Source organism: Streptomyces sp. NPDC033131, assembly GCF_055578365.1.
In genome coordinates this window covers 89,027-111,728 of the sequence record NZ_JBVIPA010000003.1, presented here as the reverse complement: position 1 = coordinate 111,728, position 22,702 = coordinate 89,027, and the positions used below count along the sequence as shown (strand labels likewise).

20 protein-coding genes are annotated in these 22,702 nt (G+C 72.0%); 12 read left to right on the top strand and 8 right to left on the bottom strand.

The genetic code is table 11. The features are described 5' to 3' along the window. Positions 1–17 precede the first annotated feature (17 nt). The 8 genes from iolC to ACZ5XS_RS05760 all read left to right on the top strand — a co-directional run bounded on the left by iolC (position 18) and on the right by ACZ5XS_RS05760 (position 11,557). A complete protein-coding gene (iolC, locus tag ACZ5XS_RS05795) occupies positions 18–968 on the top strand; it encodes a 5-dehydro-2-deoxygluconokinase (RefSeq protein WP_468648126.1) in 951 nt (316 codons plus the stop codon). Between the two features lie 29 nt (positions 969–997). After that, positions 998–1,882 carry a Cgl0159 family (beta/alpha)8-fold protein gene (locus tag ACZ5XS_RS05790; protein WP_468648591.1) on the top strand — a complete coding sequence of 295 codons (885 nt, stop codon included), beginning with the start codon at positions 998–1,000 and terminating at the stop codon, positions 1,880–1,882. Positions 1,883–1,889: 7 nt separating this feature from the next. Further along, on the top strand, positions 1,890–2,705 hold the full coding sequence (gene iolB, locus ACZ5XS_RS05785) for a 5-deoxy-glucuronate isomerase (RefSeq protein WP_468648124.1): 816 nt from the start codon (positions 1,890–1,892) through the stop codon (positions 2,703–2,705). Beyond that, positions 2,702–4,585, top strand: coding sequence for a 3D-(3,5/4)-trihydroxycyclohexane-1,2-dione acylhydrolase (decyclizing) (gene iolD, locus ACZ5XS_RS05780; protein ID WP_468648122.1), 1,884 nt, complete (start codon positions 2,702–2,704; stop codon positions 4,583–4,585). The genes iolB and iolD overlap by 4 nt, the downstream gene beginning before the upstream one ends. Positions 4,586–4,599: 14 nt before the next feature. Further along, positions 4,600–6,102: a CoA-acylating methylmalonate-semialdehyde dehydrogenase gene (gene mmsA / locus ACZ5XS_RS05775; RefSeq protein ID WP_468648120.1), complete on the top strand. Its 1,503-nt coding sequence runs from the start codon at positions 4,600–4,602 to the stop codon at positions 6,100–6,102. A gap of 252 nt (positions 6,103–6,354) precedes the next feature. Next, the gene (locus ACZ5XS_RS05770) at positions 6,355–9,003 is read left to right on the top strand and encodes an alpha/beta fold hydrolase (RefSeq protein WP_468648118.1); all 2,649 of its coding nucleotides are present in this window, start codon (positions 6,355–6,357) and stop codon (positions 9,001–9,003) included. Further along, positions 9,000–9,863: an ABC transporter permease gene (locus ACZ5XS_RS05765; protein ID WP_468648116.1), complete on the top strand. Its 864-nt coding sequence runs from the start codon at positions 9,000–9,002 to the stop codon at positions 9,861–9,863. Before ACZ5XS_RS05770 ends, ACZ5XS_RS05765 begins: the two co-directional genes overlap by 4 nt. Before the next feature lie 146 nt (positions 9,864–10,009). Beyond that, the gene (locus tag ACZ5XS_RS05760; RefSeq protein ID WP_468648114.1) at positions 10,010–11,557 is read left to right on the top strand and encodes a vWA domain-containing protein; all 1,548 of its coding nucleotides are present in this window, start codon (positions 10,010–10,012) and stop codon (positions 11,555–11,557) included. A 37-nt stretch (positions 11,558–11,594) separates the two neighbouring features. On the opposite strand, the gene ACZ5XS_RS05755 is transcribed toward ACZ5XS_RS05760, so the two are convergent. The 5 genes from ACZ5XS_RS05755 to ACZ5XS_RS05735 all read right to left on the bottom strand — a co-directional run bounded on the left by ACZ5XS_RS05755 (position 11,595) and on the right by ACZ5XS_RS05735 (position 16,181). Next, positions 11,595–12,194 (bottom strand): chorismate mutase, encoded by a 600-nt coding sequence (locus ACZ5XS_RS05755; protein WP_468648112.1) that lies wholly within the window; start codon positions 12,192–12,194, stop codon positions 11,595–11,597. Between the two features lie 86 nt (positions 12,195–12,280). Then, complete coding sequence (locus ACZ5XS_RS05750; protein ID WP_468648110.1) at positions 12,281–13,984, bottom strand: arabinofuranosyltransferase AftB family protein; 1,704 nt, start codon at positions 13,982–13,984, stop codon at positions 12,281–12,283. Positions 13,985–14,118: 134 nt separating this feature from the next. Then, positions 14,119–14,526, bottom strand: coding sequence for a rodlin (locus ACZ5XS_RS05745; RefSeq protein ID WP_468648108.1), 408 nt, complete (start codon positions 14,524–14,526; stop codon positions 14,119–14,121). Positions 14,527–14,651: 125 nt separating this feature from the next. Continuing rightward, positions 14,652–15,668 (bottom strand): LCP family protein, encoded by a 1,017-nt coding sequence (locus ACZ5XS_RS05740; RefSeq protein WP_468648106.1) that lies wholly within the window; start codon positions 15,666–15,668, stop codon positions 14,652–14,654. Between the two features lie 102 nt (positions 15,669–15,770). Then, positions 15,771–16,181, bottom strand: coding sequence for a rodlin (locus tag ACZ5XS_RS05735; RefSeq protein WP_468648104.1), 411 nt, complete (start codon positions 16,179–16,181; stop codon positions 15,771–15,773). Between the two features lie 231 nt (positions 16,182–16,412). Here ACZ5XS_RS05735 and ACZ5XS_RS05730 point away from each other — a divergent pair, with 231 nt between their 5' ends. From ACZ5XS_RS05730 to ACZ5XS_RS05715, 4 genes are all read left to right on the top strand, one after another. Beyond that, positions 16,413–16,823 (top strand): rodlin, encoded by a 411-nt coding sequence (locus ACZ5XS_RS05730; protein WP_468648102.1) that lies wholly within the window; start codon positions 16,413–16,415, stop codon positions 16,821–16,823. Positions 16,824–17,065: 242 nt separating this feature from the next. Continuing rightward, entirely contained in the window at positions 17,066–17,293 is a 228-nt protein-coding gene (gene chpD, locus ACZ5XS_RS05725; protein WP_468648589.1) for a chaplin ChpD, read from the top strand. 106 nt (positions 17,294–17,399) lie between these two features. After that, positions 17,400–18,269 (top strand): chaplin, encoded by an 870-nt coding sequence (locus ACZ5XS_RS05720; protein WP_468648100.1) that lies wholly within the window; start codon positions 17,400–17,402, stop codon positions 18,267–18,269. A 210-nt stretch (positions 18,270–18,479) separates the two neighbouring features. Next, complete coding sequence (locus ACZ5XS_RS05715) at positions 18,480–19,739, top strand: glycoside hydrolase family 26 protein (protein ID WP_468648098.1); 1,260 nt, start codon at positions 18,480–18,482, stop codon at positions 19,737–19,739. A gap of 31 nt (positions 19,740–19,770) precedes the next feature. Here ACZ5XS_RS05715 and ACZ5XS_RS05710 read toward each other — a convergent pair whose 3' ends face one another. From ACZ5XS_RS05710 to ACZ5XS_RS05700, 3 genes are read right to left on the bottom strand one after another with little or no spacing between them, the layout of a single operon-like run. Next, positions 19,771–20,898, bottom strand: coding sequence for a GNAT family N-acetyltransferase (locus ACZ5XS_RS05710; protein WP_468648096.1), 1,128 nt, complete (start codon positions 20,896–20,898; stop codon positions 19,771–19,773). Then, complete coding sequence (locus ACZ5XS_RS05705) at positions 20,895–21,551, bottom strand: YveK family protein (protein ID WP_468648094.1); 657 nt, start codon at positions 21,549–21,551, stop codon at positions 20,895–20,897. The genes ACZ5XS_RS05710 and ACZ5XS_RS05705 overlap by 4 nt, the downstream gene beginning before the upstream one ends. After that, positions 21,548–22,702 (bottom strand): glycosyltransferase, encoded by a 1,155-nt coding sequence (locus ACZ5XS_RS05700; RefSeq protein ID WP_468648093.1) that lies wholly within the window; start codon positions 22,700–22,702, stop codon positions 21,548–21,550. Before ACZ5XS_RS05700 ends, ACZ5XS_RS05705 begins: the two co-directional genes overlap by 4 nt.

The window sequence follows — 22,702 nt, the reverse complement described above, 5'->3', positions numbered from 1 at the left end:
GACACGAAGGGAAGTCGATGGCGTACGACCTGATCACCATGGGGCGGATAGGAGTGGACCTCTATCCGCTGCAGACGGGCGTCCCGCTGCCGCAGGTGTCGTCCTTCGGCAAGTTCCTCGGCGGCTCGGCCGCCAACGTCGCGGTCGCCGCGGCCCGCCTGGGACGGCACACTGCGGTGATCACGCGGACCGGCGACGACCCGTTCGGCACCTACCTGCACGAGGCGCTGCGGGACTTCGGCGTCGACGACCGCTGGGTCACCCCGGTCCCCGGCCTGCCGACCCCGGTCACCTTCTGCGAGGTCTTCCCGCCGGACGACTTCCCGCTGTACTTCTACCGCCGGCCCAAGGCGCCCGACCTCGAGATCGACGCCCACGAGCTGGACCTCGACGCCGTCCGCGAGGCCCGCATCTTCTGGGTCACCGGCACCGGCCTGAGCGAGGAGCCCAGCCGTACGGCGACCCTGGCGGCCCTCGCCCACCGGGCCAAGGCCGGCACCACGGTCTTCGACCTGGACTGGCGGCCCATGTTCTGGACGGACCCGGACACGGCCCGGCCCTTCTACGAAGAGGCCCTGCGCCACACCACCGTCGCCGTCGGCAACCTCGACGAGGTGGAGGTGGCGACCGGAGTGCGCGAGCCGCACGCCGCCGCCCGCGCACTGCTCGACGCCGGTGTCGAACTCGCCGTCGTCAAGCAGGGCCCGAAGGGTGTCCTCGCCGTCAACAGCAAGGGCGAGTCCGCCGAGGTCCCGCCCCTGCCGGTGACCGTCCTCAACGGCCTCGGCGCCGGCGACGCCTTCGGGGGCTCCCTCTGCCACGGCCTGCTGGAGGGCTGGGACCTGGAGAAGATCATGCGGCATGCCAACGCGGCCGGTGCGATCGTCGCCTCCCGCCTGGAGTGCTCGTCCGCGATGCCCACGCCGGACGAAGTGACGTCGGCCCTCGCGGCGGGAGCCGTCCTGTGAGCACCGTCGCCCCCGCCGGCAACGGCCCCGTGCCCTCCGTCGACGTCACGGAACTCGTCCGTCTGCGCACCCACCACCCCGACGCGATCGCGGAGGCCGCCGCCCGCCGCCCCCGCCGCCCGCTGCTCAACGAGGCCGGCCGGCTGATGATCGTCGCCGCCGACCACCCGGCCCGCGGCGCCCTCGGCGTCGGCGACCGCAAGTTCGCCATGGCCAACCGCGTCGACCTGCTCGAACGCCTCTGCCTGGCGCTGAGCCGCCCCGGCGTGGACGGCGTCCTCGCCACCGCCGACATCCTCGACGACCTGCTGCTGCTCGGCGCCCTCGACGGCAAGGTCGTCATGGGCTCGATGAACCGCGGCGGCCTCCAGGGCGCCAGCTTCGAACTCGACGACCGCTTCACCGGCCACCGCCCCGAGGACATCGAGCGCTTCGGCTTCGACGCCGGCAAGCTGCTCCTGCGGATCGACTACGACGACCCGGGCTCCCTCACCACCCTGGAGTCCACGGCCCGCGCCATCGACGACATGGCCGCGCGCCGGCTCCCCGTCTTCGTCGAGCCGTTCATCAGCGAACGCTCCGCCGAGGGCAGACTCCGCAACGACCTTTCCGCGGAGGCCGTCACCAAGTCGATCGCCATCGCCTCCGGGCTCGGCGGCAGTTCGGCCTACACCTGGCTGAAGGTGCCGGTCACCGAGAACCCCGACGACATGGCCGAGGTCATGGCGGCCTCCACGCTGCCCGCCGTGCTGCTCGGCGGCGAGGTCGGCGACGACCAGGACGGGGCGTACGAGAAGTGGCGGGGCGCCCTGCAACTGCCCACCGTGCGCGGCCTGGTGGTCGGCCGTTCGCTGCTGTACCCGGCGGACGGCGACGTGGCCGCCGCCGTGGACACCGCCGTAGGACTGCTGTGAGGGCCGCATGACGAGCAACGACCTCTACCTCGCGAAGGGCGCCACGACGGGCGCCCGGTACGCCGTCGACATCGACCCGAAGCGGGCCGGCTGGACCTACAGCAGCCTGCGGATCGTCGAGCTGGAGCCCGGCGGCACGCACGCCTTCGACGCCGGGGACAGCGAGTGGATCGTTGTCCCGCTGCAAGGCGGCTGTACTGTGCAAACAGAGGGCAGCGAGTTCCAACTCCTGGGCCGGGAAAGCGTGTTCAGCGGAGTCACCGACTTCGCGTACGTGCCCCGTGGCGCCCGGGCACAGATCGCCTCCGGCGCGGGCGGCCGCTTTGCTTTGGCAGGAGCGAAGTGCGAGCGACGACTCCCCGCCCGCTACGGCCCCGCGCCGGAGGTCCCGCAGGAACAGCGTGGCAGCGGCAACTGCACCCGCCACGTCCGCAACTTCGCCTCGGCCGACGCCTTCGACTGCGACAAGCTGATCGCCGTCGAGGTGATCACGCCCGGCGGCAACTGGTCCTCGTACCCGCCGCACAAGCACGACGAGCATCGGCCGGGCGAGGAGGCGGAGCTCGAGGAGATCTACTACTTCGAGATCGACGGCCCGAACGGATTCGGCTACCAGCGCGTATCCCCCTCCCGTGAGGGCGGTTCGGACGTCCTCGCGGAGGTCCGCTCCGGCGACGCCGTCCTCGTCCCCGACGGATGGCACGGCCCGTCGATCGCCCAGCCCGGCCATGACATGTACTACCTGAACGTCATGGCGGGCCCGGGCGAGACCCGGGAATGGCGGATCTGCTTCCACCCGGACCATACGGAGGGTTACCGATGACCTCGACGACGAGGCTGACGGTCGCACAGGCGCTGGTGCGTTTCCTGGCCGCCCAGTACACGGAGCGGGACGGCGAACGGCAGCGGCTGATCAGCGCGACCTGGGGCATCTTCGGCCACGGGAACGTCGCCGGGCTCGGCCAGGCGCTCGTGGAGTACGCCGACGAGATGCCGTACCACCAGGGCCGCAACGAGCAGTCCATGGTGCACGCGGCCGTGGGTTACGCGAGGCAGTCGAACCGCCTGTCCACCCACGCGGTCACGACCTCCATCGGCCCCGGCGCGACCAACCTGGTCACCGGTGCCGCCCTCGCCACGATCAACCACATCCCGGTCCTGCTGCTCCCCGGCGACACCTTCGCCACGCGGGTCGCCGACCCGGTCCTCCAGCAGCTGGAACTGCCGTACGCGGGAGACGTGTCGGTCAACGACTGCCTGCGCCCGGTCTCGAGGTACTTCGACCGCGTCACCCGCCCGGAAGCCCTCATCCCGGCCGCGCTCCAGGCCATGCGGGTACTCACCGACCCGGTGGAGACCGGCGCGGTCACCCTCGCCCTCCCGCAGGACGTCCAGGCCGAGGCGTACGACTGGCCGGACGAGTTCTTCGCCGAGCGCACCTGGGTCGTACGACGGCCCGGCGCCGACGCGACCGAGCTGGCCGAGGCCGTCACCGCGATCCGGGCGGCCGAGCGCCCCCTGCTGATCGCGGGCGGCGGCGTCCACCACAGCCGCGCCGAGGAGGCCCTGGCCGAGTTCGCGGCGGCCACCGGCATCCCGGTCGCCTCCACCCAGGCCGGCAAGGGCTCCCTGCGCCACGACCACCCCCAGGACGTCGGCGGCGTCGGCCACACCGGCACCGCCACGGCCGACGAACTCGCCCGCCTGGCCGACCTGATCATCGGCGTCGGCACCCGCTACACCGACTTCACCACCGCCTCCGGCACCCTGTTCGAGAAGCCCGGGGTCCGCTTCCTCAACCTCAACATCGCCCCCTACGACGGCCACAAGCTCGCCGGCATGCCGCTCGTCGCGGACGCCCGCAGCGGCCTCCAGGAGCTCACCCAGTCCCTGGGCATGCACGCGCACCGGGTCACGGACGCGTACGTCAGCGAGTACACCCTGGACAAGGAGCGCTGGGAGCAGCGCGTCGACGCCTGCTACGAGGCCGAGGAGCCGGACGTACGGCCGACGCAGTCCCAGGTGCTCGGCGCGCTGGACGCCCTCGTGGACGAGTCGGACGTGATCATCAACGCGGCCGGTTCGCTCCCCGGCGACCTGCACAAGCTGTGGCGGGCACGCTCCCGGGACCAGTACCACCTGGAGTACGGCTACTCCTGCATGGGCTACGAGATTCCGGCGGCCATCGGCGTCAAGATGGCGGCACCCGATCGGCCCGTGTGGGCGCTGGTCGGCGACGGCACCTATCTGATGATGCCGACGGAGATCGTGACGGCCGTACAGGAGGGGATCGCGATCAAGATGCTCCTCATCCAGAACCACGGCTACGCGTCCATCGGCGGACTGTCCGAGACGGTGGGCGGCGAGCGGTTCGGCACCGCGTACCGCTACCAGTCCCAGGACGGCACCTACACGGGGGCGCCGCTCCCCGTGGACCTCGCCGCGAACGTGGCGAGCCTCGGCATGCGCGTGCTGCGCGCGAAGACCGTACGGGATCTGCGGGCCGCGCTCGCCGAGGCCCGTGCGGCCGACACTCCCACATGTGTCTACGTCGAGACGGAAACGGCAGACACAGTGTCGGGCCCGCCGCCGGCGCAGGCCTGGTGGGATGTACCTGTGGCCGAAACCGCGACCCGACCGTCCGCGGTGAAGGCACGTGAGCTGTACGAACGGCACGTCTCCACCCGACGCCGCCATCTGTGAAGGAGTACTCGGTCATGACGAAGATCGTCAACCACTGGATCGGCGGCAAGACCGTCGAAGGCGCGTCGGGTACGTACGGGCCGGTCACCGACCCCGCGACCGGCGCGGTCACCACCAAGGTCGCGTTCGCCTCCGTCGAGGAGGTGGACGCCGCCGTCGCCGCCGCCAAGGACGCCTACGCGACCTGGGGCACCTCGTCGCTCGCCAAGCGGACCACCATCCTGTTCAAGTTCCGGTCGCTGCTGGACGCGAACCGTGACGCCATCGCCGAGCTGATCACCGCCGAGCACGGCAAGGTGCACAGCGACGCGCTCGGTGAGGTCGCGCGCGGCCTGGAGATCGTGGACCTGGCGTGCGGGATCACCGTGCAGCTGAAGGGCGAGCTGTCGACCGAGGTGGCCAGCCGCGTGGACGTCTCGTCCATCCGGCAGCCGCTCGGTGTCGTCGCGGGCATCACGCCGTTCAACTTCCCGGCGATGGTCCCGATGTGGATGTTCCCGATCGCCATCGCGACCGGCAACACCTTCGTCCTGAAGCCGTCCGAGAAGGACCCGTCGGCGTCCCTGAAGATCGCCGAGCTGCTGGCCGAGGCCGGTCTGCCGGACGGCGTCTTCAACGTCGTCAACGGCGACAAGGTGGCCGTCGACCGCCTCCTGGAGCACCCGGACGTCAAGGCCGTCTCCTTCGTCGGCTCGACCCCGATCGCCCGCCACATCCACACCACCGCCTCGGCGAACCACAAGCGCGTCCAGGCCCTGGGCGGCGCCAAGAACCACATGCTGGTCCTGCCGGACGCCGACCTGGACGCGGCGGCGGACGCGGCGGTCTCGGCGGCCTACGGCTCCGCGGGCGAGCGCTGCATGGCCATCTCGGCCGTGGTCGCGGTCGGCGCGATCGGCGACGAGCTGGTCGACAAGATCCGCGAGCGCGCCGAGAAGATCAAGATCGGTCCCGGCAACGACCCGACCTCCGAGATGGGCCCGCTGATCACCGCCGTCCACCGCGACAAGGTGGCCTCCTACGTGGAGGGCGCGGCGGCCGAGGGCGCCGAGGTCGTCCTCGACGGCACCGGCTACACGGTCGACGGCTTCGAGGACGGTCACTGGATCGGCATCTCCCTGCTCGACAAGGTGCCGACCACCGCGAAGGCCTACCAGGACGAGATCTTCGGCCCGGTGCTGTGCGTGCTGCGCGTCGACACGTACGACGACGGCGTGGCCCTCATCAACAGCTCGCCGTTCGGCAACGGCACCGCGATCTTCACCCGGGACGGCGGCGCGGCCCGCCGCTTCCAGATGGAGATCGAGGCCGGCATGGTCGGCGTGAACGTCCCGATCCCGGTCCCCGTCGGCTACCACTCCTTCGGTGGCTGGAAGGACTCGCTCTTCGGCGACCACCACATCTACGGCAACGACGGCACGCACTTCTACACCCGCGGCAAGGTCGTCACCACCCGCTGGCCCGACCCGGCGGACGCCCCGGCCGGCGTCGACCTGGGCTTCCCGCGCAACCACTGACACCGAACCGATCAGGGGCCGTTCGTGACACGACGGCCCCGCTTCTTTGGCCGCTGCGCGGCCATCAAGGGGCGCGGGGAACTGCGCGACCAGCCACAACGAGCCCGCACCCGGCCGGAGACAGAACCCACCGAGCTCTCAGCCGTACCACGCCCGCGGTACAGGAAACCGCCCCCGTACCCCCACGGGATGGGGCGTGGTTCACCCCCCGGTAGATAACTTCCCGACAGTTTCACCCCGTACCGTTGACGCATGGATCTTCGACTGCCCCGGCTGCAAGACCTGCTCCGGCGGCCACGACGGCTCGGCGTCGCCGCGGCCGCCGTCGTGGTGCTCGCCGGCGCCGGGACATGGACGGCCGCCGCCGACGACGACGCGCCGCCGGTACGCCGTACCGACCGGGTCATGGACATGAGGGGCGGGGTGCGCATCGACACCTCGTACTTCACGTCTCCCGACGCGGGACGCCGCCCCGCCGTCCTCCTCGCCCACGGCTTCGGCGGCAGCAAGAACGACGTACGGCAGCAGGCCCAGGACCTGGCCCGGGACGGGTACGCGGTCCTGACCTGGTCGGCCCGCAGCTTCGGCGAGTCGACCGGCAGGATCGGACTCAACGACCCGAAGGGCGAGGTCGCCGACGTCCGCAAGCTCATCGACTGGCTCGCGAAGCAGCCGCAGGTCCAGCTCGACAAGGCCGGCGACCCGCGCGTGGGCATGGCGGGCGCGTCCTACGGCGGCGCGATCGCGCTGGAGACCGCCGGGTACGACGACCGGGTGGACGCCATCGCCCCGGCGATCACCTACTGGAACCTCGCCGACGCCCTCTTCCCGAACGGCGTGTTCAAGAAGCTGTGGGCGGGCATCTTCGTCAACTCCGGCGGCGGCTGTGAGAAGTTCGAGCCGCAGCTGTGCCGGATGTACGAACGGGTCGCCGAGTCCGGCACCCCGGACCCGGAGGCCGTCAAGCTCCTTCAGGAGCGCTCGCCGTCCGCCGTCGGCGACCGCATCAAGGTGCCCACCCTGCTGATGCAGGGCCAGACCGACTCCCTCTTCCCGCTCGGCCAGGCCGACGCGGCCGCGAAGGCGATCCGCGCCAACGGCGCCCCGGTCGACGTCGACTGGCTCGCGGGCGGCCACGACGGCGGCGACATGGAGACGAGCCGCGTCCAGGCACGCGTGCAGTCCTGGTTCGACCGGTACCTCAAGGACGACAAGGCCGCCGACACCGGCCCCGCCTTCCGCATCACCCGCACCGGAGGCGTCGACTCCACCGACGGCCAGGCGCTGCGGCGGGGCGCGAGCGACGACACGTACCCCGGCCTGGAGAGCGGGCGGAAGACCTTCGCCCTGACCGGCCGCGAGCAGAGCTTCGCCAACCCGGCGGGCGCCAACCCGCCCGCCGTCTCGGCCCTTCCCGGCCTCGGCGGCGGCGGCCTCGCCCAGCTCTCCTCGCTCGGCGTCGGCGTCTCGCTGGACTTCCCCGGCCAGTTCGCCCGCTTCGAGTCGGCGCCGGTCACCGACGACGTCCGGATCACCGGATCGCCGAAGGTCACCGTCCACGTCGAGTCGACGAGCGACGACGCCGTCCTCTTCGGCAAGGTGTACGACGTCGGCCCGGGCGGCACCCAGCAGGTGCTGCCCTCCCAGCTGGTCACCCCCCTCAGGGTCGAGGGCGCCAAGGCCGGCAAGGACGTGACGATCACGCTGCCCGCCGTCGACCACGACGTCGAGAAGGGCCACCGGCTGCGTCTGGTCCTCGCCTCCACCGACCTCGGATACGCCTCCCCGGCCGCTCCGGCGACGTACACCGTCTCCCTGAAGGGCGACCTCACGGTGCCGACGGCCCCCGGCGTGACCACCGCGGCCGCCCCGCTGCCCGCGTGGGTGTGGTGGCTGCCCCTCGCCGGCGCGGTGGTCGCCCTGGCCCTGCTGCTGACCGGCCGCCGCCGTACCTCCGCGGCGCCCCTCGACCCGGACCTCACGGAAGTCCCCCTGCAGATAACGGACCTGAGCAAGCGGTACGCCAAGTCGGCGGACCGGTACGCGGTCAAGGACCTGTCCTTCCGCGTCGAGAAGGGGCAGGTCCTCGGCCTCCTGGGCCCGAACGGCGCGGGCAAGACGACCACCCTGCGCATGCTGATGGGCCTGATCAAGCCGGACGACGGAGAGATCCGCGTCTTCGGCCGGGCGATCCGCCCGGGCGCCCCGGTGCTGTCCCGGGTCGGTGCCTTCGTCGAGGGCGCGGGCTTCCTGCCGCACCTGTCCGGCCGGGAGAACCTGGAGCTGTACTGGGCGGCGACCGGCCGCCCCGCCGAGGACGCCCACCTGGACGAGGCCCTGGAGATCGCGGACCTCGGCGACGCACTGGCCCGCGCGGTGCGCACGTACTCGCAGGGCATGCGCCAGCGCCTCGCCATCGCCCAGGCCATGCTCGGCATGCCCGACCTGCTGATACTGGACGAGCCGACGAACGGCCTGGACCCGCCGCAGATCCGTGAGATGCGCGAGGTGCTCATCCGGTACGCGGCCGCCGGGCGCACGGTGATCGTCTCCAGCCACCTGCTGGCGGAGGTCGAGCAGACCTGCACGCACCTCGTCGTCATGGACCGGGGCAAGCTCGTCCAGGCCGGACCGGTCGCGGAGATCATCGGCTCCGGCGACACCCTGCTCGTCGGCACCGGAACTCCCTTGGAGGAGCCGGTCGTCGAGAAGATCGCCGCGCTGCCGGGCGTCGTCTCGGCCGTGCGCACCGACGACGGGCTCCTGGTCCGCCTCGCCGCCGACGGCAGCGCCCGGCGCCTGGTCGTCGACCTCGTCCGGCTCGAAGTGCCCGTCGAGTCGGTGGGCCCGCACCGCCGTCTGGAAGACGCCTTCCTCACCCTGATCGGAGGCTCCGCATGAGCACGCTCGTCGAGCGCCCGGAGGTCGCCTCCGGCTACCGCGCGGGCCGCACGCTCCCCCTGAGGGTGGAGCTGGTCCGCCAGCTGAAGCGGCGCCGCACCCTCGTCATGGGCGGGATCCTCGCCGCCCTGCCGTTCGTCCTGCTCATCGCCTTCGCGATCGGCGGCGAGCCGGACGCGGAGGGCAACCGGATCACGCTGATGGACACGGCGACGGCGTCCGGCGCGAACTTCGCCGCCGTGAACCTGTTCGTGTCCGCGGGCTTCCTGCTGGTCGTCCCGGTCGCCCTGTTCTGCGGGGACACGGTCGCCTCGGAGGCCAGCTGGTCCTCCCTGCGCTATCTCCTGGCCGCTCCGGTGCCGCGCGCCCGGCTGCTGTGGTCGAAGCTCGTCGTCGGGCTCGGCCTCAGCCTGGCCGCGATGATCCTGCTGCCGGTGGTGGCACTGGCCGTCGGCTCGGCCGCCTACGGCTGGGGTTCCCTGGCGATCCCCACCGGCGGCTCGCTCGCGCCGGGCACGGCCGCCCAGCGGCTCGTGGTGGTCGTGGCGTTCATCTTCGTGTCCCAACTGGTCACCGCCGGGCTCGCGTTCTGGCTGTCGACCAAGACGGACGCCCCGCTCGGCGCGGTCGGCGGCGCGGTCGGCCTCACCATCGTCGGCAACGTCCTCGACGCCGTGACGGCCCTCGGCGACTGGCGTCACTTCCTGCCCGCGCACTGGCAGTTCGCCTGGGCCGACGCCATCCAGCCCAATCCCGAGTGGTCCGGCATGATCCAGGGCACGGCCGTTTCCATAACGTACGCCGTGGTGCTGTTCGCGCTGGCCTTCCGGGGTTTCGCCCGCAAGGACGTGGTGTCCTAGGTCACCGGAGGATCACCTACCGGTCTCGACGGCCGGCTTCCGTGCCCTCTTCGAGATCCATCCGCAACGCTCCGTAGCGCACGTTCCGTCCCCCCGCGCCGTCACAGTCACAGACAAGGCGTCATGAGACCAAGGGGGCACGGAAGATGGAGCGGTATCGAACACGACGGCTGCGCGCCGCCCTGCTCGCGATCACCGCGGCGGGCGGCCTGCTGCTCACCGGGTGCGGCGCGGGCGGCAGCGGCGACCACAGCAGCGCGGACGGGGCGACCGGCTTTCCCGCCCCCGACCACAACCGGGGCACCGGCGAACAGGACAGCGGCAACGACAGCGACCGTCCCGACGACGAGTCCCGCGAGGTCGCCCCCTCACCCGACTACCTCTCCACCTTCGCCCTCGACGTCGACACCGCCTCCTACGGCTACGCCCGCCGCACCCTCGCCGACGGGCAGCGGCCCGACCCGTCGACGATCCGCCCCGAGGAGTTCGTCAACAGCTTCCGCCAGGACTACGAGCGCCCCGACGGCAACGGCTTCACGGTGACCGTCGACGGCGCCCGCACCGACGAGGACGACTGGTCCCTGGTCCGCGTGGGCCTCGCCACCCGGGGTGCGGCCGAACAGAGCGGCGAACGCCCGCCCGCCGCCCTCACCTTCGTCATCGACATCTCCGGCTCCATGGCCGAACCGGGCCGCCTCGACCTCGCCCAGAAGTCCCTCGGCGTGATGACGGACCGACTGCGCGACGACGACTCGGTCGCCATCGTCACCTTCAGCGACAAGGCCGAGACCGTCCTGCCGATGACCCGCCTCGACGGCAACCGCGGGGAGATCCACGGCGTGATCGACGACCTGGAGCCGACGTTCTCCACCAACCTCGGCGCCGGCGTCGAGACCGGCTACGCCACAGCCGTCGAGGGCCTGCGCAAGGGCGCCACCAACCGGGTCGTCCTCGTCTCCGACGCCCTCGCCAACGACGGCGACACCGACCCCGACTCCATCCTGGAGCGCATCGACGGCGCCCGCCGCGAACACGGCATCACCCTGTTCGGCGTCGGCGTCGGCAGCGAATACGGCGACGCCCTGATGGAACGCCTCGCCGACAAGGGCGACGGCAACACGACGTACGTCTCCGACGTCGACGAGGCCCGTACGGTCTTCTGTGAGCAGCTCCCGAAGAACATCGACCTCACGGCCCGCGACGCCAAGGCCCAGGTCGCCTTCGACCCGGAGACGGTCGCCGAGTTCCGCCTGGTCGGCTACGACAACCGCCGCGTCGCCGACGACGACTTCCGCGACGACCGCGTCGACGGCGGCGAGGTCGGCCCCGGCCACACCGTGACCGCCCTCTACGCCGTCCGCACCAAGTCCGGCGCCGACGGCCACCTCGCCACCGCGACCGTCCGCTGGCAGGACCCGGACACCCGCACCCCGCACGAGGAGTCCGGCCAACTGGAGTCCGACTCCCTCGACGACGACCTCTGGAACGCGAATCCCCGCCTCCAGGTCACGGCCGTCGCCGCCTACTTCGCGGACGCCCTGCGCAGGGGCGACGACCGCTGGAGCGCACTGCCGGGCGCCCGGCCCCTGAAGGAGCTGGCCGGCCGCGCCGACGACCTGGCGGACACCACCGAGGACAAGTCCGTACGGGAACTCGCCGACACCATCCGCCAGGCGCGGCACCTGGCTGAGTAGCCGCTCGGCCCCGCCGCACCCCGCCCCGACGGGGGGATCAGCCGCCGCACACGGACGGCAGCGCCCGCCGGAGTCCCGTCAGATGCAGGAGGTCCAGGTCATGCCCGTACGCGGACCGCGCGGCGGCGACGGACAGCCTGGGCTCGCACGAGGCGGAGGCCCGCACCCGCTCCGTCTCCCGCAACGCGGCGAGCACCTGGGTGGTGATGCGGTCCAGCGCCGGCCGGACCTCCCTCACCAGGTCGGGCCGCTCGGCGGGCCGCTGCTCGGGATGCGCGTCCCAGCGGGCGTACAGCCCGCGCTGCACCAGCTTGTTCGCCTCGATCTGGTCCCGGAAGACCGCGCTCACCGCGTCCGGGTCCAGCCCGAGGCCGACCGCCCGCGCGGTGACGTCGTCGAGGACCTGCTGCTCGCGCGCGGGGTCGTCGATCGGTTTGTCGGTGCCGTACTTGGCGGCGGCCACCTTGTCGGCGAGCAGCAGCCGCTCGGCGAACAGGTCGGTGAGCGGGACGAGGGCGGGGGCGACGGCCGCCGCATGGACGGGCGTAGTGGCGACCGCCGGGGCGGCACCGGTGAGGGTGACGGCCGCCGTCGCGCACACGGCGACGAGGACGGAGCGAAGGCGTGGGGGGCGCACGGGCTTTCCTTCCGTGGGGGGTCGGTCGGAAGGCAACGTACAGGCGCTGTTCCCGGCCTTCGTCGCCGGGCCCCGCGACCGCCGACTCACCGGCCGCACAACTGTCGTTCGGCCCGCACGGGGTCGTTCGGGAAGCGGAACACCGTGCGCTCCCAGGCCCCGGCCACGTTCCGCACGAAGCGCACCGGCGTGAGCGGGTCCCGCGTAGCGGCGCGCAGTTCGGCGAGCGCCCCGCAGCGCAGGGCGCGCCGGGCGGCGGCGATGTGCGCCGGGTCGGTCCCGGGCGGCGGATCGGCGGGCAGCCCGCGGTCGGCGGCCAGCCAGGCGGCCGGCAGCCACTTGTCGTGCGCCACCCGCCCGCCCTCGATCCGCTCGGAGTGCGCGGCCAGCGGATGGGCGAGCCCGATCGGGTCGAGCGCGGCCCCGGCCAGCGGAACGACGGACCCGTTGAGCCCGAGCACCACATAACTGCCGGTGACCGACGGCGAGTTGGCGGCCGTACGGGGGCCCCTCCCGCCGAACAGCAGCGTCGGCTCCCCCGACCGCACGGCCTCCCGTACGTCATCCAGGTACCCGCGGTGGCGCGGCGCCCCGGCGAAGTGGTGGTGCACCGGATGCGGGTCCGCGTTGTGCCGCACGTACACCCCGCGCTCGTCGGCGATCCCGGCCGGCCCGATATGCCCCTCGTACGGCACCCGCAGCCACCCCGCGCACACCACCGCCCACGCCCCGACACCGACGGCCGCGCACACCCCCACCCGCGACACCGGCACCACGAACACCGGCAGCAACAGCAGCAGCAACCCGGGCAGCAGCATCCGCCCGTGCATGAAGTCACCGCCGACCTTCACCACGTAGAGCCAGCAGAGCAGCCCGGCGACGACGGGCGCGAGCACGGGGACGACGGCTGCCCGGCGGACCTCACGGCGCCCGAACAGCACCACGGCGCCCACGAACAGCACGGGCACCCACAGCAGATAGGGGAGCGCGAGATCCGCGAAGTAGCCGAAGCCCCGCCCCCACAGGCTCTGCGAGGCCTCCTTCGTCACGGCGGGCAGCGGCACCAGATGCCCGTAGTAGCCCGCCCGGAACACCTCGTACCCGGCCGGCAGCGCACCCGCCGCCCCCGCGCCCGCGAGCACGCCCCGCCAGGAGGGCCGCGCGAGCAGCCACTGCGCCCCCAGGAAGACGGCCGAGACCAGCCCCAGGTCGGGCCGCACCAGCGGACCCAGACCGATGAGCACCGAGGTCGCCAGACACCCGGGCCGGACGGCCAGCGCCAGCCACGCCCCCGCGATCCAGCAGGTGACAAGCCCCGTCTCCAGCCCCGAGGTGGCGAAGTCCCACACGGGCGGCAGCCCCAGCAGCAGGAGCGAGCCCAGGGGCACGGCCGCCCGGCCGCCGTACAGCCGCAGCGCCCCGACCCCCGCCAGCGCGAACCCGGCGCCGGTCAGCGCCAGCCCTGCGTACACCGCGGCCGACGCCGGATCGGCCCCTGCCTCGCCCGCCGCCACCAGCAGCCACTGCCACAGCGTTCCCGTCGACGACTCCACCCGCTCACCCTGGTTGAACACGGGCCCGTTGCCCGCCAGCACCTGCCGCACGGTCCGTACGTAGATGAAGGCGTCGTCGGACATCCACCGCCGCCCGAACCCGGCGAACGCCACGACGACCGCGGGGACCAGCCACACCGCGCCCCGCAGCACCCTTCCCGCCACCGGCACAAGATCGGGCGGCACCGCAGGGGCCGGACTGGTCTTCGCAGGCGCGGGCGAATGCGTCGAGGTCATGATCCAGTCATCGGCCCGCGCGAAGCCGACCTTGACACGGGAAGCGGCACACGACGAGTGACCCCCGGCGCGTGACATGCGAAACGGCGGGCCACCGGAAAACCGGTGACCCGCCGTGCGGCGGAAGCCGATGCTCAGCCGTTGGCCGTGCCGTTGCCGGACAGCGCCGAGATGTCGTCCAGGATGTGCGACAGCGGCTCGTCGCCCTTGGCCTGCGTCGAGTTCTCGACACACTGCTGGTTCTGGGGGGCCGACAGGATCGGGATGTCCTGCACGCCGACGTTGACGAGCGCCACGAGCGACTGCGCGTTGAGCTTCGCGGGCAGGCCGACACACGGCTTGTTCAGCGAACCCTGGACCAGCGAGAGCTGTGGGCTCATCTTGCCGAACGTGGCCGAGTTGCCGAACTCCTGCGAAGCGCCGTTGCCGCTGGCGGAGGTGGTGCCGTTGTCGTCACCGATGGCAAGCGCCGGGGAGGCGGCCGCGGCCGACAGGCCGGCGACGGAGGCGGCAATGGCCGCGGTGGCCCACAGCTTCTTCATTTTCATTCCCTTCGAAAAGCGGACTCCCGGGAGGAGCTGCGTGATCATCAACGGCCCGACCCCCGCTGAAGTTGTGGGCTTTGCCCCGATTGGCGCAGCGCACTGCGAGAGGATGTGAGCGCCCCTCACCGGCAGGCGAAGGCGCTCCCGCGCACCGGCACGGAGTTCGTCATATGGGGCGGATCACTGGGCCGGGGCTGGGTTCCGGCCTTGATCAGCGGACGGTCCGCACGCAGCAGCCCGAACATCTCCTCCGCCTTCTCCCGGTCCCAGGCCAGCGTCGAGCCGATGTCCGGGCGGGTCGGGTTGAAGCCGGCGACCGGCACCGTCGCGAACTCCGTCGCGTCGGCCGGCACCCGGCTCAGCGCGGCCGCCAGCTCGACCAGTTCCCCGGCCCCGACCCCCTGGTCGACCTGCCCGGAACCGAGCAGCGTGTTCACCACGCGCGCCATCGCCATCGGGTCGGTGAGCAGCTGCCGGTCCTGGAGCCCCCGCAGCGCGGCGACCAGGAACCGCTGCTGGCGCTGCATCCGCCCGAGATCGGCGGTGGCGTCCACATGCCGGGAGCGGACGTACTGGAGGGACGGCCCGCCGCCGAGCCGGTGCTTCCCGGGGGCCAGGTCGAGCTTCGTGACCGTGTCCTTCAGCCGCCGCGCGGTGCACACCTCGACTCCGCCGACATCGTTCACGGTGTCCATGAAGCGCCTGAAGTCCACCTGGAGATACCGGTCGATGCCGAGCCCGGTCATCGACTCGACGGTACGGACGGCGAGCTCGGCGCCGCCCCGGGCGTACGCGCCGTTGATCTTCGAGGGCTGGGACGGGCGTTCCTCGCCGGTGGACGGGTCGCGGTACGGCGGGATGTCCGCGTAGGAGTCCCGCGGGAGACTGACGACGCTCACGCGGTCCCGGCGCGCCGAGACATGGACCAGCATCAGGACGTCCGTGCAGTCGCAGGCGATCCCGCCGGCGTGGAACTCGCGTTTCTCCGCGTCACTGATGGTGTCCCGGCCGTCCGTTCCCATCAGCAGGATGTTCGTGCCGTGCGACGAGGGTGCCGGGTCGGGAAGTGGGGAGGTGCCGAGCAGGGCGGCGGTCGCCGCCAGCCCGAACAGGGAAATCAGAGCTTTCTTCAGCGTCACGCGACGAAAACTAGGTCAGCGGGCCGCCGAAAGTCCGGCGGCCCGCTGACGGGGGCTCAGAAACCAGCCCCGGAGCTCACAAGCCCCTGCTGAGCGACAGGCTCAGTTGTTGGCCGTGCCGTTGCCGGACAGCGCCGAGATGTCGTCCAGGATGTGCGACAGCGGCTCGTCGCCCTTGGCCTGCGTCGAGTTCTCGACACACTGCTGGTTCTGGGGGGCCGACAGGATCGGGATGTCCTGCACGCCGACGTTGACGAGGGCGAGGACGGACTGCACGTTGGCCTTCGCCGGCAGGCCGATGCAGGGCTTGTTCAGGGAGCCCTGGATGAGCGCCATCTGCGGGCTCATGTCGCCGTACGTGGACGAATTGCCGAACGACTGGTGCGCGCCGTTGCCGCTGGCGGACGTGGTGCCCTCGTCGTTGCCGATGGCCAGAGCGTGCGGTGCCGCGGCGACGGAGGCGCCGACGACGGAAGCTGCGACCGCGGCGGTAGCCAAAACCTTCTTGATCACTTGCTAGTCCCTTCTGGAGAAACCCCGTCCACCGGAGCGCTCTGATCAACTGCCGCGAGCCCGCTTGGTTGCTGTCATTCACTCCGATGGCCCATTGGGAAGGTGAAAGGGCTGATCGGGTGAAATGTCGCAACCAATCTCCGCGCATTCGGTTGAAGCGGGGGCAGGAACATGCGTCATGCCGGGATACGTCGTGTCCAGGACGCCTCTTGCCCTGGAAAGGAAAGTGAAATGCTGAAGAAGGCAATGGCCACGGCGGCGGTCGCGGCGTCCCTCGTCGGCGTGTCGGCGGCGGCGGCTCCGCAGGCGCTTGCCATCGGCGACGACAACGGCACCACGTCCGCGAGCGGCAACGGTGCCCGCAGCAAGTTCGGCAACCAGGTGACCAAGGGCGAGATGAGCCCCCAGGCCACGCTGGTCCAGAGCTCGCTCAACAAGCTCTGCGTCGGCCTGCCGGCGAAGGCCAACGTGCAGTCCGTCCTCGCCCTCGTCAACGTCGGCGTGCAGGACATCCCGGTCCTGTCGGCCCCGCAGAACCAGCAGTGCGCCGAGAACTCGACGCAGGCCAAGGGCGACGAGCCGCTGTCGCACATCCTGAGCGACCTGTCGGTCCTCGCCGGAAATGGCACGCAGAACGGCTGATCCGTCGTCTTCGGAATCCGCTCGGGCGCGCTATTTCCCTGAATGGACCGACTGGGCGGTTTCGCCATTCGCGTCAATATTGTGAAGGCGTTCGAGTGAATTACCCGGCGACTCACGTTCCTTGGTTGCTTCGGCCGTCTATCTCTCGTTCTGCAGCCTGCAGGTCATGGTGCGAGCCGTTCCGACTGCGCTCGCTCGGTTTCGACCGTCACACAGGCATGACCGCAGAGAAGGGAAATTTCATGAAGAAGACCGCAGCTGTCGTCGCGGGCGTGATCATGGCCCTCGGCATGGCCGCCCCGGCCTTCGCCGACGCGGGCGCCGAGGGTGTCGCCGTTGGGTCGCCGGGGTTCCTCTCCGGCAACGTCGTGCAGGTTCCGGTTCACGTGCCCGTCAACGTGTGCGGCAACACCGTGAACGTCATCGGCTTGCTGAACCCGGCGGTCGGGAACGTCTGCGTCAACGACTGACGACACAAGGCACCAGTCACTCGGCTGTGTCTTGGCCGGCCCTGGGACGTCCGTTTTCGGTCCGGGGCCGGCTTTTCCCACTTCTACCAGCAGGAAGACAACGAAGTTGCGTCAGACCCTGAGTAAGGGAATGGTCGCGGCCGCCGCCGCGACGAGCATTCTGTCTCTGTGCGGAAGCCCTGCCCTCGCCGACGCCGACGCGAGCGGGGCCGCCAAGGACTCGCCGGGCGTCGCGTCCGGCAACAGCGTGCAGGTCCCGGTCGACGTGCCGGTCAACGTCTGCGGCAACTCCGTGGACGTCGTCGCCGCGCTCAACCCGGCGTTCGGCAACTCCTGCGCGACCGACTCCGCTTCGCACAAGGGCGGCTCGCGCGCGGGCGGCGGCGACCACGACGCCGGTCACGGTCCGGGGCAGGGTTCCGGCCGTGACTCGGGGCACGGCTCCGACCACGCCTCGGGGCAGGGTTCGGATCACGGCTCCGGCCACGGCTCCGGTCACGCCTCGGGCTACGGCGACGACGACCTGCCCGGCGCCTTCGAGTCCGGGGCGCACGGCGGGGCGTACGACTCGCCCGGCGTCGGGTCCGGCAACAACGCGGACGCGCCGGTCGACGTGCCGGTGAACCTGTGCGGGAACACGCTGGACCTGATCGGCGTGGCCAATCCCGCGTACGGTGACGACTGCGGGGACGCGCCGGGAGGATACGGGGACACGCCGCCCACCACCCCACCGACGACGCCTCCCACCACGCCGCCCGCCGGGCCGGAACAGCCGCCGACGACCCCGCCGGCCACGCCTCCGCCGACGCATCCGGAACACCCCCCGACGACTCCGCCGCACACGCCTCCCGGGACGCCGCCCACCCTGCCCGAGACCGGCAGTGAGAGTGTGCTCGCGGCTTCGGGTGCGAGTGCCGCGCTGCTGGTCAGCGGGGCTGTGCTGTACCGACGAGGGCGGGCCGCGTCTCGTCGGTAGTACCTCTGCCGCGTTTCAGGATCGAGTGCCGGGCACGTGTTCTGTGCCCGGCACTCACGCATGTCGGTACCGCATGCTCTTCGGATCCGTTTCACTCGTGCGGGCGATCGGAGTACTCGAAAGCCGTAGCCGCGATGGCGGACTTCACACTTATATGACTGAGTGTCACATACCGGTCAAGAGCTGAAAAGTGTGGAGAGAGGAGCAGGCATGGCCTCACAGCAGCGCCGCGCCCGTTCCCGACGGCTGGCATGCGTCGCGGTGACTGTCGCCGCGTCCGCCGTCCTGGCGTCGGGAACGGGTGTCGCCGCGGGGGTGGTGCGGGTCGCCGATCCTCCCGCTCCCTTGCCCGCGGTCACCCCGGTGCCCGCGACCCCCACGACCCCCGCGACTCCTACGGCCCCCGCCACCCCGGCGCCCGGGAAGGAGGGGGCCGCCTTCGGCGCCTACCTCCACTACGGCGCCCGCGGCGTGGCCCGGATCGCCGAGCTCAGCCGCTGGCTGGGCAACGCCCAACTGCGCGTCGGCCACACCTACCTGCCCGGCGACCGCTGGAGCAACATCGAGGGCGCCCCCGGCTTCCTCGACGTGTGGGCGAACTGGCGGCGCGAACGGGACGACCGGATGTTCGTCCTCAACGTCCCCATGCTGGAGCGCAACGAGGACCACGTCTCCGACGCCGAGGTCCGGCTGCTGCTGCGTCAGGGCGCGGCCGGACGGTTCGATCACCACTTCCGCAAGCTCGCCGAACGCCTGGTGGAGCTGAAGGTGCCGGACACGGTCGTGGTGCTCGGCTGGGAGATGAACGGCATCACCTACACCCACCGCTGCGGGCCCGACCCGGAGGCCTGGAAGAAGTACTGGAACCGGATCGTCACCACCATGCGGGCGGTGCCGGGGCAGAAGTTCCGGTTCGACTTCACACCGACCCGCGGCCGGGACGCCGTTCCGTGGACGCGGTGTTATCCGGGGGACGACACGGTCGACATCATCGGGATGGACTCCTACGACCAGCCGTCCGGAGTGACGTTCGACGAACAGGTCAAGGAGCCCTACGGCCTCCAGAAGCACGTGGACTTCGCGAAAGCCCACGGCAAGCCCATCTCGTATCCGGAATGGGGACTGTTCCGCAACGGCGACAACTCCGCTTACATGCGGCGCATGCTCGCCTGGATGGACGAGCACAAGCCGCTGTACAACACGCTGACCGACTACTGCCCGCACGGTGTCTGGCAGTGCGACGCCAACCCCAAGTCGGCCGAGATCTACCGGTCCGTGCTGTTCGGCCGCACCGACCCGGTCACGGAACCGACCAAGCCCGCCGAGCCGGCCGAACCCACCACACCGACCCTTCCGCCCGCGCCGGTGAACCCGCCGAACTGCTCGCCGCTGGATCTGGGCGACTGGGTGGAGTACTGGATCGGCGGGAAGCTGTGCCTGCGCCTGGACTGGTGGTCGCGCAACCGGTAGCCCGGCACAGGGCGCGGTGGCGGCGGAGCGGTCAGGGCCTGCCGCCACCGCCACGCTCCTTCCGCTCCCGCCACCCCTTCCAGTGCAGCAGCAGCTCCTTGCCCCGCCGCCGCGCGGCCACCTCGAGCATCACCGCCGCGAGCAGCGGGGCGGTGTGCCGGCGGGCCAGCAGCAGCCGCTGGTTGACGACCTTCTCGGGCCGCCAGTGGTGCTTGTACGGCTCGTTGCCGCGCAGCAGGCTCAGCGTGTCGCGTCCTGCTCGCCGGTGGTGCGTGGCGGACGCGGCGAGCAGCAGCACCGCCACGTCCGCCTTGCGTTCCCTCAGGCACGGGTGGGCGCCGTACAGATAGCCGCCCGCCAGGCGCCGCGACAGCAGGGTCAGGTCCACGGCCACCACGTCGTCCTCCAGGCGGAACTCGGTGACCACGGCATCCCCGGCGCGCACCATCCGGCCGACCGACCGCACGAGGTGGTCGCAGAACCGCGGCCGCAGGTGCTCGGACGTCACCTTGCGTCCCCGCCACTGCAGCTGGTGCAGCTCGATGAGCCGCCGCAGGGCCTTGTCCACCTCGTCCGGTCCCACGACATGACGCTCGACGCCGAGGGCGTCCAGCCTGCGCAGTTTGGCGCGCGCCCGTTGCTGGGTCTTGGCCAGCGGCAGGCGGGCGACCAGTTCGTCCATCGGCAGGGCGGGCAGTTCCAGGCACACCGAGTCGTCCACCCGGCGACGAGTTCCCCGCCAGTGGTCGTGGATCCGCTCGGCGGCGCCGCCGGGGCGGACCTCGCGCAGGTCGATCAGGGCGGTGCGGGCGGCGGCGGCGAGCCCTTCGGCGAGCGCGGTCGCCGCCGCCTCGGCGCGATCGTCGTCCAGCAGGACGTCCCCGTAGTCGGAGATCGCCCCGCCGAGCGGCACGAGGGACGGCACCGGGCGGCCGACGCGCATGAGCGGGGCCGCGGCGACGAGTTCGCCGCCGTCCCGGACCAGTACCAGCCGCAGCCGGCCGCGTCTGCCGTACGAGAGCCACCACGAATGGATCCAGGCGTGGCTCTGGAAGGGCGTCGCGGCGGCGCAGCGCCGGTACAGCCCGTCCCACTCGTCGGCGAGTTCGGCGAAAGCGCGCTCGTCGGTGACGAGTTCCGTGGTGTAGGCGGGGTTCACAGCTGTCCGCGGACGTCGGCGGCCGTGGCGGGTCCGGGCACGGCCGCCTGGCGGGCCGGTTCCCCGGTGGCCCGTCGGGGCCGGACCAGCAGGGCCAGGCCGCCGAGCAGGCCGCCCGCGCTCGCACCGACCATGCCCGTCACCGCGGGCGAGGCCGAGGACGGTTCGGCCGGCTTGGTGGCGCGGGCGAACTGCTGGAGTTCGACGCGGGTGGTGGCCCGGGCGTCACTCGCGTGCCGGGTCAGCGCGCGGGAGACGGCGTTGGCCATGTCGGCGGCGAGGTCGGGGCGGGAGGAGGTGGCCGTGATCGCGATCATCGGGGCGTCCGGCGAGGTCGCCGTCCGCACGCTCTTCCTCAGCGTGTTCACCGGCACCCCCGCCCACACCTGCGCGTCCCCGAGCACCGCGAGCTGCGTGGCGACCCGGCCGTACGCCGTGGCGAAGCCGAGCGCGGACGCCGGGTCGGACTTCTCGGCCGGTACGGCGACGACGTAGCTCGTGGCCGTGTAGGCGGGCGGCTTGGCGAGACCGTACACACCGCCGAGCAGGCCGCCGGCGAGGGCGCCCGCCGCGATCAGGGACCACGGCGGGAGGGTCCTGGCGCGGGCCAGGGCGGTGACCGGGCGGCGTGGTCCGGTGGGGTTCTCGGTCATGAGGAACTGACTCCCTGGGATGACGGGGACACGGAAGGGGCGGCCACCGCGGCCGCGTAGACGCCCATGAGCCGGGCGGCGCTGCGGGTGATGCTGTAGTGGTGGGCGGCGTCGGGCGCCGTGCGCGGGCGGGGGCCCGGTGCGCGGGTTTCGGCGATGGCCCGGGCGAACGCCTCCGGGCCGCCCCGCACGCGGCGCGCGGCGGACGCGCTGTGCGCGGGCAGGTCCTCGATCGCCGGGCAGGACGCGTACAGCACGGGCAGCCCGGACGCCAGCGCCTCCACGGCCGCGAGGCCGAAGGCCTCCTCGGGGCAGGGCGAGGCGAGCAGGTCCATCGCGGCGGTGAGGGAGGGCAGGTCGGGGCCGGGGGAGCCGTCGGGGACGTAGGGGCGTTCGCCGGTGAACAGCACACGCTCGGCGACCCCCGCCTCGTGCGCGGTGCGGCGCAGGACGCTCTCCTCGGGGCCGCCGCCGACCAGCAACAGCCAGTGGTCCGAGGGGAGCTGGGTCAGGGCGCGGATCAGGACGCCGAACCGCTTGCCCGCCGTGAGTCGGCCGATGCCGCCGACGACGTACGCCGTGTCGGGCAGCCCGAGGCGCCGGCGGGTGCGCAGGCGCCGGCCCGGGTCGAAGCGGAAGCGGTCCAGGTCGATGCCGTTCGGGACGACCTCGATGCGCGGGGCCGGTACGCCCCAGTGGGTGAGGCGGGCGGCGACCGTGGGGGAGACGGCGACCGTCGCCCGGCCCAGGCGTTCGCTGGCCAGGTAGAGGCCGCGGACTCCGGCGGTCAGTCTCCGGCCCTCCATCTGCGAGGCGCCGAGGGAGTGTTCGGTGGCGACGATCGCGCGGACCCCCGCGAGACGCGCGGCGAGACGGCCGTAGACGCAGGCGCGGTAGAGGTGGGTGTGCACGAGGTCGTAGCCGCCGTCGCGGATGAGGCGGATCAGGCGGGGGAGGGCGGCCAGGTCGCGGTTGCCGGCCATGCCGAGGTGGGTGACGCGCACACCGTCGGCGGCCAGCCCGTCGGCGACCGCGCCCGGGTTGGTGAGCGTGACGACGTCGCAGTCGACGGGCAAATGCTGCAGCATGAGCCGCAGTTGCTGCTCGGCACCGCCCACGCCGAGACCGGTGATGACGTGCAGGGCCTTCAC